The 15988-nt window shown below is 64.0% G+C and carries 9 protein-coding genes and 6 pseudogenes; 3 read left to right on the plus strand and 12 right to left on the minus strand.

Going from position 1 to position 15988, the window contains the following annotated elements:
* Nucleotides 1-37 precede the first annotated feature (37 nt).
* Nucleotides 38-1654, plus strand: coding sequence for a hypothetical protein (locus GO592_RS34900; protein ID WP_202715266.1), 1617 nt, complete (start codon nt 38-40; stop codon nt 1652-1654).
* 99 nt (nt 1655-1753) lie between these two features.
* Entirely contained in the window at nt 1754-1888 is a 135-nt protein-coding gene (locus tag GO592_RS46020; RefSeq protein WP_272943262.1) for a hypothetical protein, read from the plus strand.
* 199 nt (nt 1889-2087) lie between these two features.
* Here GO592_RS46020 and GO592_RS34910 read toward each other — a convergent pair.
* Together GO592_RS34910 and GO592_RS34915 are read right to left on the minus strand one after the other, a co-directional pair.
* Nucleotides 2088-2177 (minus strand): annotated as a pseudogene (locus tag GO592_RS34910) (transposase); the annotation flags it as partial.
* 48 nt (nt 2178-2225) lie between these two features.
* Entirely contained in the window at nt 2226-3794 is a 1569-nt protein-coding gene (locus GO592_RS34915) for a tyrosine-type recombinase/integrase (RefSeq protein ID WP_007295706.1), read from the minus strand.
* 202 nt (nt 3795-3996) lie between these two features.
* On the opposite strand from GO592_RS34915, the pseudogene GO592_RS34920 reads away from it, so the two are divergent.
* A pseudogene (locus tag GO592_RS34920) lies at nt 3997-4281 on the plus strand (transposase); the annotation flags it as partial.
* Here the strand turns inward: GO592_RS34920 and GO592_RS34925 are convergent.
* From GO592_RS34925 to GO592_RS34970, 10 genes and pseudogenes are all read right to left on the minus strand, one after another.
* Nucleotides 4259-5116, minus strand: a pseudogene (locus GO592_RS34925) (hypothetical protein). The pseudogenes GO592_RS34920 and GO592_RS34925 overlap by 23 nt on opposite strands.
* Nucleotides 5117-5534: 418 nt before the next feature.
* Complete coding sequence (locus GO592_RS34930; protein ID WP_007295711.1) at nt 5535-6320, minus strand: IclR family transcriptional regulator; 786 nt, start codon at nt 6318-6320, stop codon at nt 5535-5537.
* Between the two features lie 250 nt (nt 6321-6570).
* A complete protein-coding gene (locus tag GO592_RS34935) occupies nt 6571-6708 on the minus strand; it encodes a hypothetical protein (RefSeq protein WP_157234183.1) in 138 nt (45 codons plus the stop codon).
* 168 nt (nt 6709-6876) lie between these two features.
* Complete coding sequence (locus GO592_RS34940; protein ID WP_007295712.1) at nt 6877-8052, minus strand: aromatic ring-hydroxylating oxygenase subunit alpha; 1176 nt, start codon at nt 8050-8052, stop codon at nt 6877-6879.
* Between the two features lie 126 nt (nt 8053-8178).
* The gene (locus GO592_RS34945; RefSeq protein ID WP_007295713.1) at nt 8179-9174 is read right to left on the minus strand and encodes a PDR/VanB family oxidoreductase; all 996 of its coding nucleotides are present in this window, start codon (nt 9172-9174) and stop codon (nt 8179-8181) included.
* Nucleotides 9175-10302: 1128 nt separating this feature from the next.
* Nucleotides 10303-10471: pseudogene (locus GO592_RS34950) on the minus strand (IS3 family transposase); the annotation flags it as partial.
* A 361-nt stretch (nt 10472-10832) separates the two neighbouring features.
* A pseudogene (locus tag GO592_RS34955) lies at nt 10833-11288 on the minus strand (IS256 family transposase); the annotation flags it as partial.
* A gap of 37 nt (nt 11289-11325) precedes the next feature.
* On the minus strand, nt 11326-13758 hold the full coding sequence (locus GO592_RS34960; protein ID WP_237737170.1) for a tyrosine-type recombinase/integrase: 2433 nt from the start codon (nt 13756-13758) through the stop codon (nt 11326-11328).
* Nucleotides 13755-14996 (minus strand): tyrosine-type recombinase/integrase, encoded by a 1242-nt coding sequence (locus GO592_RS34965; RefSeq protein ID WP_202715054.1) that lies wholly within the window; start codon nt 14994-14996, stop codon nt 13755-13757. The genes GO592_RS34960 and GO592_RS34965 overlap by 4 nt, the downstream gene beginning before the upstream one ends.
* A gap of 58 nt (nt 14997-15054) precedes the next feature.
* Nucleotides 15055-15891: pseudogene (locus GO592_RS34970) on the minus strand (IS256 family transposase); the annotation flags it as partial.
* Nucleotides 15892-15988 lie beyond the last annotated feature (97 nt).

Below are 15988 nucleotides of genomic sequence, written 5' to 3' on the forward strand. Positions count from 1 at the left end.
GTTGGCCTGCCGGCCGCCCGATCGTCCGGAGCTCATCATGACCATACCGCGCAGCGTCGCCGACGTGTTGACCACGCACACGCTCTTCGAGGTGGAGTGCATCGACCGGATGTACCTCAACGTCTACGTCCCCGGTTTGCAGTACGCCCCAGGTCTGGTCGCCTACGTGCACCGACAACTCGGGTTGCCGGTCGCCTCCACCGCCCCGCTCGCCAGGATCACCGACCGCTTCTCGGCGGCGGTGCACCGCTTCGCCGACACCCGACACATCCCATGGGTCGACTTCGTCAGGGGCCAGCGCAAGGACGACGTCATGCACGAGCACCTGCGGCAGTTCACCGCACCGGAAGGAGTGGTGTTCGTCGGCCGGGCCCAGGAAAGGACACCGTTGTTCCGCACCGAGAAACGACGCGACGCCGTCGGCAAGAGTTATCCGTGGATCGTCAAAACCACCGGCATCGTCAACCACTACTACTTCTACTGCGTCGACGCCGACTTCGGCCCGTTCTTCCTCAAGTTCTGCTCGTACTTCCCGTACAACGCCAAACTCTGTATCAACGGCCACCACTGGGCCCAGCGTCAGGCTTCGAGGGCCGGGCTCGAGTTCACCGCGCTCGACAACGCCTTCGCCGCCGTCGATGACCCCGACTCGCTGCAAGCGATCTGCGATCGGCTGACCGGTCCACGGATCGACGCGCTGCTGCGCAAGTGGCTGGCGATTCTGCCGGACCCGTTCACCGACGCCGATCGGGAGGCCGGCTACCGCTACGACCTGTCGGTGTTGCAGGCGGAGTTCTCCCTGACCCAGATGCTCGACGCCCCGGTCTCTGGGCGGGTGTTCTTCGAACAGGTCATCCGCGACAACCTCGATCTCGGCCGCCCCGATCAAGTCACGCTGGTGTTCGACCGGCGGTTGATGCGCCGGGGGCCGCGTGCCACCCCGGGCCGATTCCGCACCCGGGTGATCACCGAGGGCGTCACCCCCAGCCTGCACGTCGACTACAAACACACCACCATCAAGCAGTACCACAAACAGGGACGCGCCCTGCGCACGGAGACCACCATCAACGACACCCGCGATTTCCACCTCGGGAAACGACTGACACATCTGCCCGCACTGCGGGAGATCGGCTTTCACGCCAACCGACGCCTGCTGCGCGTCCAACGACTCAGCCACGACCCGATCACCGGCGCCGACGCCCTCGCAACCATCACCGGCCCGGTCACCACCGCCGCCGGCACCCGCGTCCCCGGCCTGCGGTTCGCCGACCAGCGCAGCCATGCCCTGCTCTCCGCACTGCTGGTCTTCCGGCTGCACCCGAACGGCTTCACCAACAAGGACCTGCGCACCCTCACCGGCGAGCTGCGCGGACTCGACCCGGACACGGTGTCCACCGGGCAGATGACCTACGACCTGCGCCGGCTCAAAACCCGCAACCTCATCACCCGGATCGAGGGCACCCACCGCTACCAGGTCACCGACCTCGGACTCGACACCGCGAAGTTCCTCACCTGTGTCCACGACCGGGTCCTACGCACCGGCCTGGCCGAACTCGCCACCCCGACAACCACTCCCGGAGGCCTGCGAGCAGCTGCCACCGCGTACCGCACCGCCGTCGATACCCTCACCGGCACAGCGCAACTCGCAGCCTGAAACATCAAGCACGCAAACATGACCCGAACTCCTCAAACTTGACTCAATAATCTGGCTACGCCGCTTTTAGCTACCTAGGCGTTCCCACGTTGTGATCACGTGAGCGTGTACGACTCCAGCGCGAGCACCAGCCCGCGCATCGTCGCCCAGTTCACCGACGGACACCTCGTCGGCGAAGCCAACTGGCTCGCATGTGCCCCCACAGAACTGACCTCGTACACCAGCCCGGGGTAAGCAACCACAGTCGCAGTAAACCTTGAAGCACCGATTGGGATGAGCGATTGAGAGTGTCATAAATGCGAAATCCCCTGCCGTAGTGGCAGAATAAGACTTCTCTAGGGTCAGATTCAGCCACACAGAAGGACTCCTGCAACAGATGCAGCAGTTCGTCGACCGTCTCACCGAGGTTTTCTGGCGGGATTCGGCAATCGCCTACCGCCCCGACGAGCCGGATCAACGCGGTGCGATCTGGGAAGATCCCGACCACATCGGTTCTCCTGCGGATTTCTCTATTGAGGCGCTCCTTTAACCGGCCCTCGCGTGTGGGTCAACTCCAGGTGGTCGATTTGGGTCAGCGGTCGAGACGGTGGACGTGGTCGGTCAGGGCGTCTGCGACGCGGTGGTGGCGGGCAGCTTCGTCGGACCAGCCGCGGTCGCAGGCGTCGGCTTCGAGGGCCCGGATGTCGGTGCGTTGCGCCTCGAGCGTGTCGCGGAACTCGGGTCCGGTGACGAAGTTGTTGCAGGTTTCGCAGATGTTGGCATAGGGGCAGGCTCCGGCCGCCTCGTGCCGAGAGCAGTAGCCATGGGCGAGGCGGGTTTTGAGCATCTCGCTGCCGAGCCAGCTGACGGTGTCGGGGACGATGGGTTTGCCGACCGGGGTGAGGGTGAACCGGCGGCGCACCTTGCCCATGGCCTGGTCGTAGGCGTCGCGCAGCGTCGGCGATGCGAGCGTGGCGTAGCGGAGGGTCATCTGTGGAGTGACGTGCCCGAGCAGCGCCATCAACGCCTGCAGGCTCATTCCGGCATTGGCGAGTTCGGTGGCCCAGGTATGCCGCAGCTGATGCGGGGTGACAATCAGCGGCTTGCCGCCGGCGCCGCGCAGCCCTGACTGTTCGACGGCGGCGAGTAGCCCATTGCGCAGCCGGGTCTGGCCGAGGCTGCGGCCGTGCGCGACGAACAGGAAATCGGTCAACGCTCCGGTCCGCGGATGTGGCAGCGGCCGGCAGACGCCGCGCCCCCTGGTCCACTCGTCCAACGCCGAGACCGTGGCCGCCGACAGCGGCACCATGCGCTCGGTGGCGAGTTTGCCCAGCGGCACCTTCAACCAGGTCCCGGCCGGACCGTAGTCGACCACGCTGCCGAGCTCGAGGTCGAGCAGTTCCCCGACCCGCAGTCCCGCCCCGCGGAGCACCGTCAACCCGATGCGGGCGAACGGATCCTCCAACCCGGCAACAGCGTTCATCACCACACCATCGACGTCGGGTGCCAGTGCGCGAGGCAAGGGTTGGTCGAGTTTGGGGACGTCGGCGGCGAAGACCAGCCGGCGTGGCGGTGCCTGCTCCCAGCCCCATTCGGTGAGGTCATCGAGTACGTTGCGCAGACTCAGCACCGTCGATTGGATCACCGCCATCGAGATAGTGCGTCCGGCGCCGGCGGCGGCGCGTTGCCCGCGCCAGGTGCGGGTGCGGTTCCAGACGAGGAAGCCCTCGATGTGACTGCGGTCGAGACCGTCGAGGGAGGTGACCTCGGGGTGGTGTGTGGTGAGGTAGTCCGCAAATGGCAGCAGGTCGTTGATCAGTGATTCGACGGACTTCGGGCGAAGCACGGCGGCTCGGACGGTGACATAGCGCAACAACGTCGCGCGGATCGCGTCGGCCATCGGAACATCGGCGAACCGTTGGCTATAGCTGCGGGCCCAGACCCGGCGCCGCGGTGGTGTGTCGACAATCCGGGCCTCGAACAGCACCTGCCGCAGACCCGCGATCCGATTGCGGTAGGCCCGGCGCGACGACGACGGAATAGATTGTGTTGCAGCCAATGCGGCGTCGAAATCGTCGACGATGTCGTTGGCGAGGCCGCTGACGGATCCGCCGTGCCAGGCGAGCAGCACCGCCAGGCACTCGCCGAGAACGGTCTCCACCCACGACGGTGTCCAACCCAATGCCAGTCCGGCGGTCCGGGCCGCGGCGAACCCGTCCGGGTCGCGGGCCTCGATCGCACTGCCGAGTCCGGTGAGGTTCTTGACGGCGGCGAACTCGAGGTCCAGTCGCAGCTCGTCTCGGCCGATGACGTGACACAGCAGCGGCCACGCCCCGGCACTGCGGAGTTCGGTGAGCCGGTCCTATGCATCGGCCGAGTTCGCCGACCTCTGCTGCGGGTTGGGGGTGACCAGATCGCGGGGTGCGGTGGGAACGTCGGCGGACAACGCCGCGGCCGAGTCGCTGAATGCGACGTTGAAACGGGAGACACTGCAGGGCAGGAAGCGCTGGAACAGCCCAGGTGAGGCCCGTGCCGCCGTCTTCCGCTGGATCACCTGCTACAACACGAGACGGAGGCACTCCACTCTCGGCCAGATCTGTCCGATCGACTTCGAGCAGCAATCGGCTACGCTGGCCACCGCAGCATAGGAACTGGTGTCCACATCTCGGGGTGAAGCCCCCGCTTCTGCCACGGCCAGTGGGCGGGCAGGTGCAGGACGGGTTTGCCGGCGGGCCGGGCGAGCCGGGCGGGGACGTTGACTAGGTGCCGACGCAGCATGGCACCGCGAGCGACGGCATGGTTGCCGCCGGCGAGGGTGCCGGCGGCGCGGAGCAGGTTGTGCGCGATGGCCGCACAGTTCACCCAGTCACTGTTCGCGCCGAACCGCCCCGACGGGATGTGCGCGAACGGTCCGTCGATCAGGTCCGCGAACACCGTCTCGACGATGGCGTGTTTGCGGTGAGTGAGGTCGGCGTCGACGGTCCGCAGGTCGGAATTGGTTTGGCGTGCCCATAGCTTGCACCCTCCTTGGCTTACCCGTAGAACGGGAAGTCGATGTCGAGGAACGCCCGGTCTTCGATGCCCGGCAGCAGGGGTGTGCGGGCGGCGAGGGCGATCAGGTGTCGGTGCAGCACCGACCCGCGCTGCAGGCTATGCCCGAAGGTGAACTCGCGCAAGAAGACCCACAACGTCGACGGGGGCGTAGACCTGGTCGAACAGGGCGGGCATCCCACCGGCCCGGAGCAGGTTCATGTCGTCGATGACGTCCGCTCCGGTGCACATCCCGGCGATGACCGAGGTCAGTTTCCCGACCGGGTTGGCCGCGCCCGACTTCACCCGGGCACTGTCGATGTCGACATGGACGTCGATCAACTTTGATCGTCCCGCCTGCTCGGCCAGTTCCAGCACCGGGACCAGACCCGCCGACGACACGAGATTCCTCTCATCGAAGACAGCGGAGTCTGCGCGAAGGTGTGCGATGATTTCAACGCGAAAGTGCCTCGTGGTGTGGTGGACAATCAGGACCTAGAGACTCCCGATTATCCCAGCTCACAAGGCGCTTTCCTCATCTCACACGCCGATCCACCACCGCGATCATCCACGGATTCAAGATAAGGCCGCCGCTATCTCGGACTCGACTCCTGGCCTGTTCCCACACCGGCAGGGCAGCCGAGACCGTCACCGAGCCCTCCGAGGAGGTGACACCAGCCTTGACCGTCTGATCGGTTGCCGAGGTATCACGAGACGACCTCGCACACCACCTCACGGGGCTTGACCTGAACCGCCCCCAGGGATCGTCGGTTCAGTCACCTGTGTAGCGCCAAAAACCGGCCGCAAGCGACCGCATCGCGTCACGTGTGAGACGCTGTTGATTCAGCGCGATGTCAGCTCGATACCTCAGTCAGCGAGGCGGAGGCGCGCTACCCAACTGTAGGCTGAGACGTAGTCCGCCCGCGCGGACCGCCTCCACTACTTCGACGTGCCGCGACCCGAATATGCGTGCCGTTGGTCCTGAGACGCTCAACGCAGCAACTAAACCGCTGCTGTCAAAAATCGGGACTGCGGCCGCGCTGAGGCCGACTTCCAGTTCGTCGCGGCACAGAGCAAGGCCGGAGGTGCGAATCTCGGACAGCTGGTTGATGAACTCTTCACGCGTGAGTGTGGCCGGCGTGCAATTCGTAACCAGTTCGGGGAGTATATCTTCGAGTTGGTCGTCCGAGTAGCCGGCCAATAGTATCTTCCCTGCAGCCGTGGTCGTGGCTGGCGATCGTTGACCAAGCCAGTTGAAACCAGTCAGCCCCGACGGCCCTATGCTCTGCTCTACGGTCAAGATGCTCAGCTCGTCGTTGACCAGCACGTTGACGCTGGCGGACTCACCCGATGTCGACGCCACGTCAGAGAGCACCGACCTCGACACCTCGGTGAGGGATCGTGGCCGCGCCGCGCTCGCGGCGAGCAGTGCGATCCCATTGCCCAATACGAAGGTGCTTCCGTCACCTACTCGGTCCACCAGGCCACGGCGCTCTAGTGTCGAGAGTAGACGCGAAGTCGTCGACTTATGCACACCCATCTGCCTAGCGAGTTCGGTAACACGCACCGGCCCGCTTGCGGCCAACAGTTGCAGGGCCGTGACCGCTCGATCCACCGATTGCAGACCCGCGGATGAGCGGGCGTCATCGTTGCGCACGGAGCAACCTTAGCGTCCTTTTCATCAGCGATGAACAGTTGTCGGCACGCGCATCGAGATCGGGCAGTAAGCGCCAACGCGGATAGCACTAATCCTTCCGACGACATGATGTGGCGCAACCGGGTCCACGAGATCGCCCCGTCGGCAACGAGTTGCACAGCAGCGCGCGAATGGTTCGGCCACATCGGCCAAAGCCCACTGGACGTCGAAGAGGTTGTCGATCACCTCCATGCGGGCGGCAAGATCCGCCTCACCAACCGGTCACCTTCGGCGGCCACCAGGGCAGCGAGGGTGCATCCAAACCGAACAATTCGTCGCGGACCTGCGGTACCGCGCGGGCGAGCTTGCTCGCCCGCGCGGTCAACCGGGGCGCCTGGTAGGTGGTCATCGGGGCTCCGCCTCTGCAGTGGCCACGACGCGGGTCCGGTCAGCAGGCACCGACACACTCGACGACCGCAACGCACGCGTCACCCACCGCGCGTCGCGTGGCGATCCGGAGCTTCGATACATTTGGGTGACTGGCCAGTCAGGAACCGATCTGGCCAGTCACCAACTGCTATAGGTCGATCCCCATCAGCTTCTTGTACAGATCGATGAAAGCCAAAAGTGCTGGTTCACGCGCGACACTCAGGGGGCCGGGCTCGAAGGCTTCTGAGCAGACGCCCGCATACGTCCCAAGCACCAGGTCCATATCCTGGCGATTGGTGGCGTCCCACACCGCCATTAACTTATCGACGTCATAGTCACCTTTGGCCGCATCCTTGTGAACGTACCAACGCGTCGTCCATTCAACCCGGTCATGCCTCAACGGGCGAGCGGTCTGGATAGTGCCGTGGTCGGGGCTGAAAATACCCTTGGTGAGCATGGGCCAAATTGCGAAGCCGGCGTTGAAGGCCTCCGGAGTGGGTCGGCCGCGGCCGTATTCGCCCAGAAGGGGACGCGAACCAGGCTGGCCATCCATGGTAAGGGAGACCATTCCCGGCCGCACCGGAGCACCGCCACCGTAGAACTGCGTTAATCGATCGGGGTTGTTGGTTTCCTCGTACATTCCGTCTAGGTCCATCGCGCCGTTCAGTTCGGGATGGTTTCCGGCGCAGTGGTAGCACTCGTGGTAGTTCTCAACGAGAACCTTCCAGTTCGCATTCATAACGTGGGTCGACTCGGCCACCTTTCGCACGTTCTCGAGTTCCAGGGGCAGCATCTGCGGCGCCACCGCGTCCAGACGCGCGGAGAGCGACTTCTCCATCGGCTCACGCAGAGCGATAAACACGCATCCCCGCCAGACCTCGACGTAGACCTTCTTCAAACCCCAATCCGAGTAGTCGATGTGCGTGCCATCGTCGAGCGAAGGAGCCGCGATGAGCTTACCCTCCAGGTCGTACGTCCACGCGTGGTAGGGACAAGTCAGTCGCCGCTTGTTGCCCTTCGGCTCGACGCAGATGCTGTGCCCGCGGTGCCGGCACACGTTGTTTACCGCTGAGATCCTGCCGTCACGGCCACGCATCACAATGACGCTCTCCCCCAGAAGTTCGACCACGACGTAGTCACCCGCCTTGGGAATGTCGGAGACATGAGTTGCGAAGTGCCAGTGCTGCAAAAGGAAATTCTGCTTCTCCTGAATGAAGATGTCCTCGGAGATGTAGTACTCGCGGGGGAGCAAAGTGAAATACTTTTTGCTTGCGTCCGCCTGTACCGAATCGATGCACTGAGGGCTGTTCTCGGTCAGTGTCATGACGAGATCCTTTCTACTGTCAGGAGTTTTACATTTAAGCGGGACAGAAGCTCTCGTTGTCGATTTCTTACTCTGTGACCGACTTCAGTTCGAATCCCGTAGTCAATGCACCAGCTCTGGGTACGGCTACAAGTCCAGCCTCAACTTGAGGTCACTTGCCCGTGACACACAGATCATCATGTAGTTACCTTCATCCTTTTCGCCCGGGGTCAAGATGCTGTCGCGATGATCGACCGCTCCTGACAGCACGGGTGTCTCGCAAGTTCCGCAGAGACCTTCACGGCACGACGACTGCACGGTTACGCCGGCGCGACGTACGGCATCCAGAATTGTCTCATCCGCGCCAACCTCGACCGATCGGCCAGTTTTCTCCAAGTAAACCGTGAATGGGTGGTCACCCTCACTGACGGTTTGCGCGGAGGAGAAGCGCTCCAGATGTAGTGTGGACGGCTCCCACCCTGCAGCTAGGGCCTCAAGCTCATCCATCATAGTTACCGGACCGCAGCAGAACACCTTGAAACCGACCTGCAGAGTATGGACGACCTTAGCTAGTTGGAGTAACTTCCCCGCGTCATCGGCATATACCGTCATGGCGCCATTGGGCAGCGCCCTCAACTCGTTCTCGAACGGTACTGCTGCAACATTTCGTATGGCGAAGTGCAGTTCCCACGGAAGTCCACGGAACGCCACGTCTCGAATCATCGGCAGAAGCGGGGTGATCCCGATTCCCCCCGCAATGAATAGGTACCTTTCTGCCGACACAAGTCGGAAGTTGTTCCGCGGCATGCGCGCCTTGACGACATCGTCGATGCCGAGCGAGTCGTGGATGTACTGCGATCCTCCGCGGCCGTTCTCGACCCGCTTGACAGCAATCCGCCACCGGGTGTGGCTCGACTCGCCACAGAGCGAGTACTGACGCTCGATTCCCGGCGGGAGCAGTATGGAGATGTGCGCCCCTGGCTCCCAGGGCGGCAATTCCAGGCCATCGGCATGCTCAAGAGTCACTACGACGATATCGGGACCCATCGAGGCCTTACCGACCACTCGCAACGCCAGCAAGTCAACAGACGAGGACAGTTCACTCTCTCGCCATACGGGTTCGGCCGCAGCTACATCCATCATGAGTTCTCCATTCGGCCCGAAGTGGGGCGCAGTGAGGACCGGCACGTATCCATGTCATCTCAGCCAAAGGCGTATTAGGCAGGCGGCATCATGATGCCAAGATCGCTCAGTTGCCGTCAGCTCTCAAGTCGCAGACCAATCGCAACAAGCGACCGATCCCGATACGTAAGCAGTCGCACGAAGCCGCTCTCGATCGCCAAGTCTGACATCGTCACTCGGCACTGTCAAGAATTTCGTTGCGCTGAGTGGAAATGTTGCGTAGAGCGCAACGTTTGATTTTTGCCTAATCACCAGAAGCCGGGCGTTGACCGTGGAACGCAACTACCACCGATGTGCACCTCGGCTTCTCACCGCCGTCGACCCGACCGACGCCGCCGTCCCCTGGGCGCGGCAGGTCGTTGCCTTATCTCCGGCCGGGATGTCGCACCCTCGAAGAACCGGCCAATCCGCCTCGCGACACCCGAGCTGAGTTGCAGCGCAACACTCTCCCGCATGATCGTGGCGGCTATGACGCGACTCTGGCGCACGCACGCGCAAGGGGCGGCTCGATCCGACCCCGCCGGGGTCACCTTTTCGACGACTTGAAGCTTCGTGCGAAGGTGCAGGAGAAATCTCGAGCTCGGTTGAGTCCGGAGCAGATCGCTGCGTGGCTGCGGGCCCAGTATCCGCTCCGCCCCAGCTGGCACGTCTGCCATGAAACCATTCACAAGGCCCTCTAGAACAGTGCGCGGTCGGGGTTGTGCCGCACGCTGACTCGCAAGCTGCGGATCAGGTGCCCGCTGCGTCGACGGCGACGCAGACGGACGAGCGTCGGATACGACTCGTCACTCGGTCTCAGTCGATCGATGCGCGTCCGGAGGTGGCTGAAAACGCAGCCGGACTGGGGATTGGGAGGAAGATTTGGTGCGCCACTAAGCGCTGTCAACCGAGCGGAAGTGAAAGACCTGCGACGGTGTGCTGTCGCGGCAGCATAGCGAAACTGGGGGCAGCCTGAGCCAGGAGACGACGGTGAGGGTGGCAGACGGCCCCGACAACGACGGGATTGACCAGCACTACCGGATGGTCCGGGTCCGGCAAGCATGAGGAGAATGCGTACTGAGGTTGCCCCTCGGGAGTGGACACCGGATTTCATGCGGCGACTGACAGTCGTAGACGACGCGATCAGCCGTTGTTCGAACTCGACTGGTGTGAGATCGCCGAGGGCGGAATGACGGCGACGCCGATTGAAGTACGAGAGCCAGTCGAACACCTCCAGCCGTGCCTGCGACTTCGACGTCCAGCTTCGTCCGTGCAGCCAAAGGGCTTACATTCGAGGCTGATCAGGAGGGCGTGCACGCCCACAAAAGTACGGCGAGCACACTTCCCGGCCGCGCCCTCGCGCTTCCAATCGACCTTCGCCGTAGACACCCTCGAACAAGCCCGAGCCTTCCGCACCGCATTCGACCGGGCGCCAAAATATGGGAACTGGAAAACGCCGAACACCGGATTCCGCGCGAACATGGAACTGCTCCGCACCCACGTCTCCGCACTCATGACATCCCACCACGCCCACTGCTACTGGTCCCAACAGCACCCCGACTACGACGTGCCCGTGACATGGTAAGTTCTTCTCCGCTCACGGGTCTGTCAAGATAACGGTGTAACTGGTTGATTTCTAGCTACTTTCGTCCGGCGGACAGGCGTCCGTCAAAGGTGATCTCGAAGGCGTTCAGTGCCGCCTTCCAGCGATTGGACCAGCGTTGGCGGGCGGTGCCTTTGGGGTCGAGGCTCACGATGGCCAGGTACACGCATTTCAGGGCTGCGGCCTCGGTCGGGAAGTGGCCGCGGGCTCTCACGGCCCTACGGATCCTGGCGTTGACGCTCTCGATGGCGTTTGTCGTGTAGATGACCTGCCTGATCGCGTGGTCGAACTGCAGGAACGGCACGAACTCGGCCCAGGCATTGGTCCAGAGCCGGATGATTGCGGGATAGCGTTTCTCCCATTTGTCGCTGAACTCGGCGAACCGGTCCAGTGCGGCCTGCTCCGACGGCGCGGTGTAGATCGGTTTGAGGTCCTTGGCGATCTCGGCCCAGTCCTTGCGGGAGGCGTAGGCGTAGGTGTTGCGGAGGAGGTGTTCTCTGAACTACGACGTTTTGCTTGGGATCTGTTCGTCATCGGACCGTTCGGCCGACGAGGTGGGAGAAGTGGGGTAGTCCCAGGTGCACGGTAGCTGCGCGGGTGGTGAGTTCGCCGAGTTGTGCGAGTTTGTGTTCGGCTCCGGCGAGGCTGATGCGGAGTCCGTCGACTTCGCCGAGCCAGCCTTCGCGGTGGGCTTCGTCGATACGGGCGAGCAGGTTGTCGCGGACCTCGGTGAGTCGGCGGCGTTGCTGGGGGTCCGGTCGCAGTAGCGAGCAGCGCAGACAGGAGTGCTCATGAATGCAGGGCGTGTTGTATGCGCGCCCGCAGGTTCCGAGGGCGACCTTGCGGTGCTCGAAATGCCCAAGGAACTCGTTCCATTCGGTGTCGGTGGGAGTGCGGTATTCCTCGCCGGGCCGCAGGGCGCGGCGGCGGGCAAGGAAGGCGCGGTGGCCGGTGATGACTTCTTCGGGGTAGACCGCCTTGTAGCCCATGGTGGTGTTGATGTCGCGGTGGCCGACGACGAGTTGGGCGATGTGGGGTGGCATGCCGTTCATGATGGCGTCGGTGATGAAGATTCGGCGGAAGTCGTGCGGCAGGAACCGCAGTGGTTGCCCGGTGGTGTCGGTGAGACCGGTTTTGACCAGCGCCGCGTTGAGCAGTCGGCGGACGGCCGGTGGGTTGATGGGGCGGCGTTCGCCGCCGTAGTGCCGCTGGAAGAGCAGCGGGATCGTCGGGTTCCAGACCTTCTCGTGGTAGTCGTAGGCGGCGACCAGCGGAACCGCGCCGTCGTCGCCGCGGACACGGCAGACGATGGCCGACAGGACGTCGGCGAGCTCGGGGCTGATGACCAGCAGCCGTTCGCAGTCGGTCTTCGACGGCGCGACGTGCAGTAGCGGGATGAGCTCGCCGGTGGTGGGCAGGGTGTATTGGACGAAGCTGTGGTGGCTGAGCTCGCAGAGTTCTTCAATGCGCAGCCCGGTGTGGTGCAGCACTTCAACTACTGCCCATGCCCAGAATGCTTGGTGCTCTTGAAAAGTCAAGTCGAGTCGGGGCCCGCCGGTAGGGTCCTCGGACCAGATCTTCGTGCCACCGTCGCGGGCGGCCAGGATGCTGCGGCGTAGGGTCTGCCCGGCCGCGGTGAACGTGTCGCCGGGGCGAGCAGCTTGGGCTGCGTGGAGCAGTTCTGCTGCCTGGCGTCGCTCGGCGTTGACGGCGGCGACAAGGTTGGGCAGGACAGGAAGTCGTTCGCGGGTGCGCTGATCCATGCGGGATTTGCGCTGCCGCAGGGTTTTCGTCCGCGACATTTCGTCGCTGCGGATCGGGCACGGCGCTGCCCACGGACCCCATCGTGTGGGTTCTTCCATCGCCCACTGCGCGATGTCCAGATAGAACGCCCGCACCATCGCCAGGGTGGACAGGCCCGACTCTCGGGTGAGGACGCGCTGCTTCCAGGCCGCGGCGACCTCGGGGGCCAGTCGCGGCGAGTCGATGCCCGGGTGGTGGTGTTCGAGGTCGGCCCAAAACAATTTGCCCAGAGTTCCGGCCAGTCGTTGCAGAGTCACATAGTCGACAGTGGATTGGCGTTCGCGTAGGTAGTCGACCAGCAAATCCCGAACGGGGCGGCATGATATGCCGTACCGGTCGATCAGCTGCTCGACGCTGACCTGCCCGGTGGTGCCGAACACCCGCACCGTGGACGGAGCGTCTGCGCCGAGGACGCCGATGGTGCGCAGCAAGTGATAGAAATAGCCGCTGGTGGTGGTCTTGCCACCCCCGATCCGCTGGATGGCCTGCAGCAGCTCGAGGCAGTCGCCGACCGTGATGTCGGCGACTGCGCCGCCCTTGGCGGCCATGATGACCGCGATCCGACACAGCGCCCTCGTCTTCGTGGAGCGCCCGGCCGGGTCGGCGTCGCAGGCTGCGCGCAAGGCCGCCCACCCGTGCGGATCACGCGCCTGCTCCAGACGCATGGCCAGGTTCTTCGGCGTTCTGGGGCTCATCAACCAGTCCACCGGGGGCCGCAGCACGTCCGCACAGATCAACGAGGCGGTGCCGATGGCAATCAGGTTGATGCCGTTCTTGACCGTCGTCGGTTCTGGTCGTGTACTCGACCACCATTGCGCTGCAGCGTGTTTCCAGCCAATGTTGTCCGCAGGCGTCTCAATACTGTCGAGGAACCGTTCCTGCCAGGTGACGCCAGGGAACTCGGTCAGCCAATCCAGGACCGCCCGCAGACCGCGGTGATGTCGTGACTGCTCGTGCCGGTCGGCGTCGAGCAGCGGCTGCACGAGTGCCCGCGCAAGCACCTCGCCCCGTGAGTCCCGTGTCGCGTCCCAACTCACCGGCAGGGTTCGCGGTGGGAACTGGTGCAGCAGCTGCGGGACCGTCTGCAGACTCGACGGCTTATAGCGTGGATCGCGCAGGGCTTTTGTCGGCAACGGTGCGGCGATGAACGGCTCGATCACCGGACGCCTCTGCCGAACAGCACGTCCAGCGACTCGGGTCGGTATCGCTGGGTTGACGTGTCGTCGCCGGCACGTGGTTGTTCGTCGGGGTTCGCGCGGCGGACGTGGTGGGCCAGCACCGAGGCGATCACCTCTTCCGGGACGGGGTTGGTATAGATCTGCGTCGTGGTCAGCGACGCGTGGCCGAGCACCCACTGGACATCGGTGATCGGCATCCCGGGATCACGCGCCATCCGATAGGCGGCGGTGTGACGGAGGTCGTGCAGCGTCCAGTTCGCGTCCAGCAGCGCGTTGACCCGAGTGAACATACGATGGGCCGCGTGATAGGTCAACGGCCGGAACGGCTTGCGCAGCGTCCACCACAACGGGTCATCGCCTCCGGCGGACACCAGGCCATGCATCTGCTGCTGGTAGAGCCGCAACCACACGAATGCGTCAGGTGACGCGGGCACCTGCTGCAACACCCTTGATCCCTTGCGCACCACGGTGATCAGCTGCCGCCCCGTGTCGGCGTCGGCTCTCTTGCAGCCCAGCAGCTCCGAGGCGCGGGTGCCGGTGGAGACCCAGAACGCCACCAACGCCCGGTCGCGATGCGATCCCAGCCGCACGAACAGCTCATCGAAACAAGAATCCGGAATACTGCGCGGGATTCTGGGCACCAGCCGCGGTCGATACTGCCCCGAGCGTTCACGCCGATACGGCTCCATCGGATTGTGATGCGCATTCGCGCGACCATCCCGGCGTCGCCCTCGCGACAGCGGGAACGGGTTGATCATCGGTCCGCTGCCAGATTCTCGATGGAACTCGTAGAAGTTGCGCAGCACCGTTTCCGAATGCGCTCTGGTCGAGGACGCGTACTTGCGTCCCGGACCGACCTTGCCGGTCACAGGGTTCGGTTTCGGCTCCGGCGCGCCCTCTCGCCGACTCGGCTTGTCAAACGATCGAATCCAGATACTGAAATCCCGGGCTTCGACCTGGGTCGCCTCGTTCCACGGCACCTCGACTGCCCACAGAAACCGGAACCAGCGCAGCAAGGCCATCCCATACGACCGCTGCGTTGCCGCCGATCGGCCCGCTGCGCTCAAGTCACTGAAGAATGCGGTCACTGCTGCGACCGGCGCTCCGTCCGGATCAAGCAGCCGCCACGGCCGCCACCCCTCGCCCGTGTCCACCAGTGAACCCCGGCGACCCACCACCAGCGCGACCAGATCCCGCGGACTGCCATCGGATTCGATCATGGCAACGAACCGTATCCGCACCAGTCATGACCTGCAAGAATTCCGGCGGTAGTTCAGTCAATAGGTGGACCACGCAGGTTTGCACGATGGTCTGCGGCCATACCTGCCCGATCGAGTCGGGCAGATGCTTGAGCCCGTCGCACACGACGATCAGAACATCCTGCACACCACGATTTTTCAGCTCCGATAACACCCGGAGCCAGTACTTCGCTCCTTCCCCGTCGCCGTGCTCGCCGGCCCACAGGCCCAGAATGTCTCGGGTGCCGTCCACCGTCACGCCCATCACGACGTAGATCGGCCGGTTGGCCACGTTGCCGTCGCGGATCTTGACGTGGATGCAGTCGATGAACAGCACCGGGTACACCGGGTCCAGTGGCCGGTTCTGCCACTCGGCCATGCCGTCCATCACTCGTTCGGTGATCGTCGAGATCGTCTGTTTGGACACCTCGGCGCCGTAGACCTCGGCCAGGTGCGCGGAGATCTCACCGGTGGTCAGTCCCTTGGCCGACAGCGAGATCACCATGTCGTCCACCCCGGTGAGCCGCCGCTGCCGCTTGGCCACGATCTTCGGCTCGAAACTCGACTCCCGATCGCGGGGCACCTCCAGCTCGACCGGCCCGGCCTCGGTCAACACGGTCTTGGCTCGCCTGCCGTTGCGGGAGTTGCCGCTGCCCCTGCCGGCCGGGTCGCTCTTGCCGTAGCCGAGGTGGTCGTCCATCTCGCCCTCGAGCGCGGACTCCACCACCAGCTTGGTCAGTTTCGCCAACAACCCACCGTCGCCGGTGAGCTGCAACCCTTCGGCCCGCGCCTGCTCGACCAGATCCTTCAGCCGCGCGTCGCTGACACCCGGCTGAACCGAGTTCGTCTCTGTCTCACGATCAATCACATCAGTCATGATGGCGCATCTCCTTTCAGAGTTACACCGTTGTTCTTACAGTCCCGGCCTGATCGCTGCGAGTTTCGTTAGGTGGCATGGAACGGTGTGTGGGTAT

Source organism: Rhodococcus sp. 21391, assembly GCF_016772255.1.
Taxonomy (GTDB): domain Bacteria; phylum Actinomycetota; class Actinomycetes; order Mycobacteriales; family Mycobacteriaceae; genus Rhodococcus_F; species Rhodococcus_F opacus.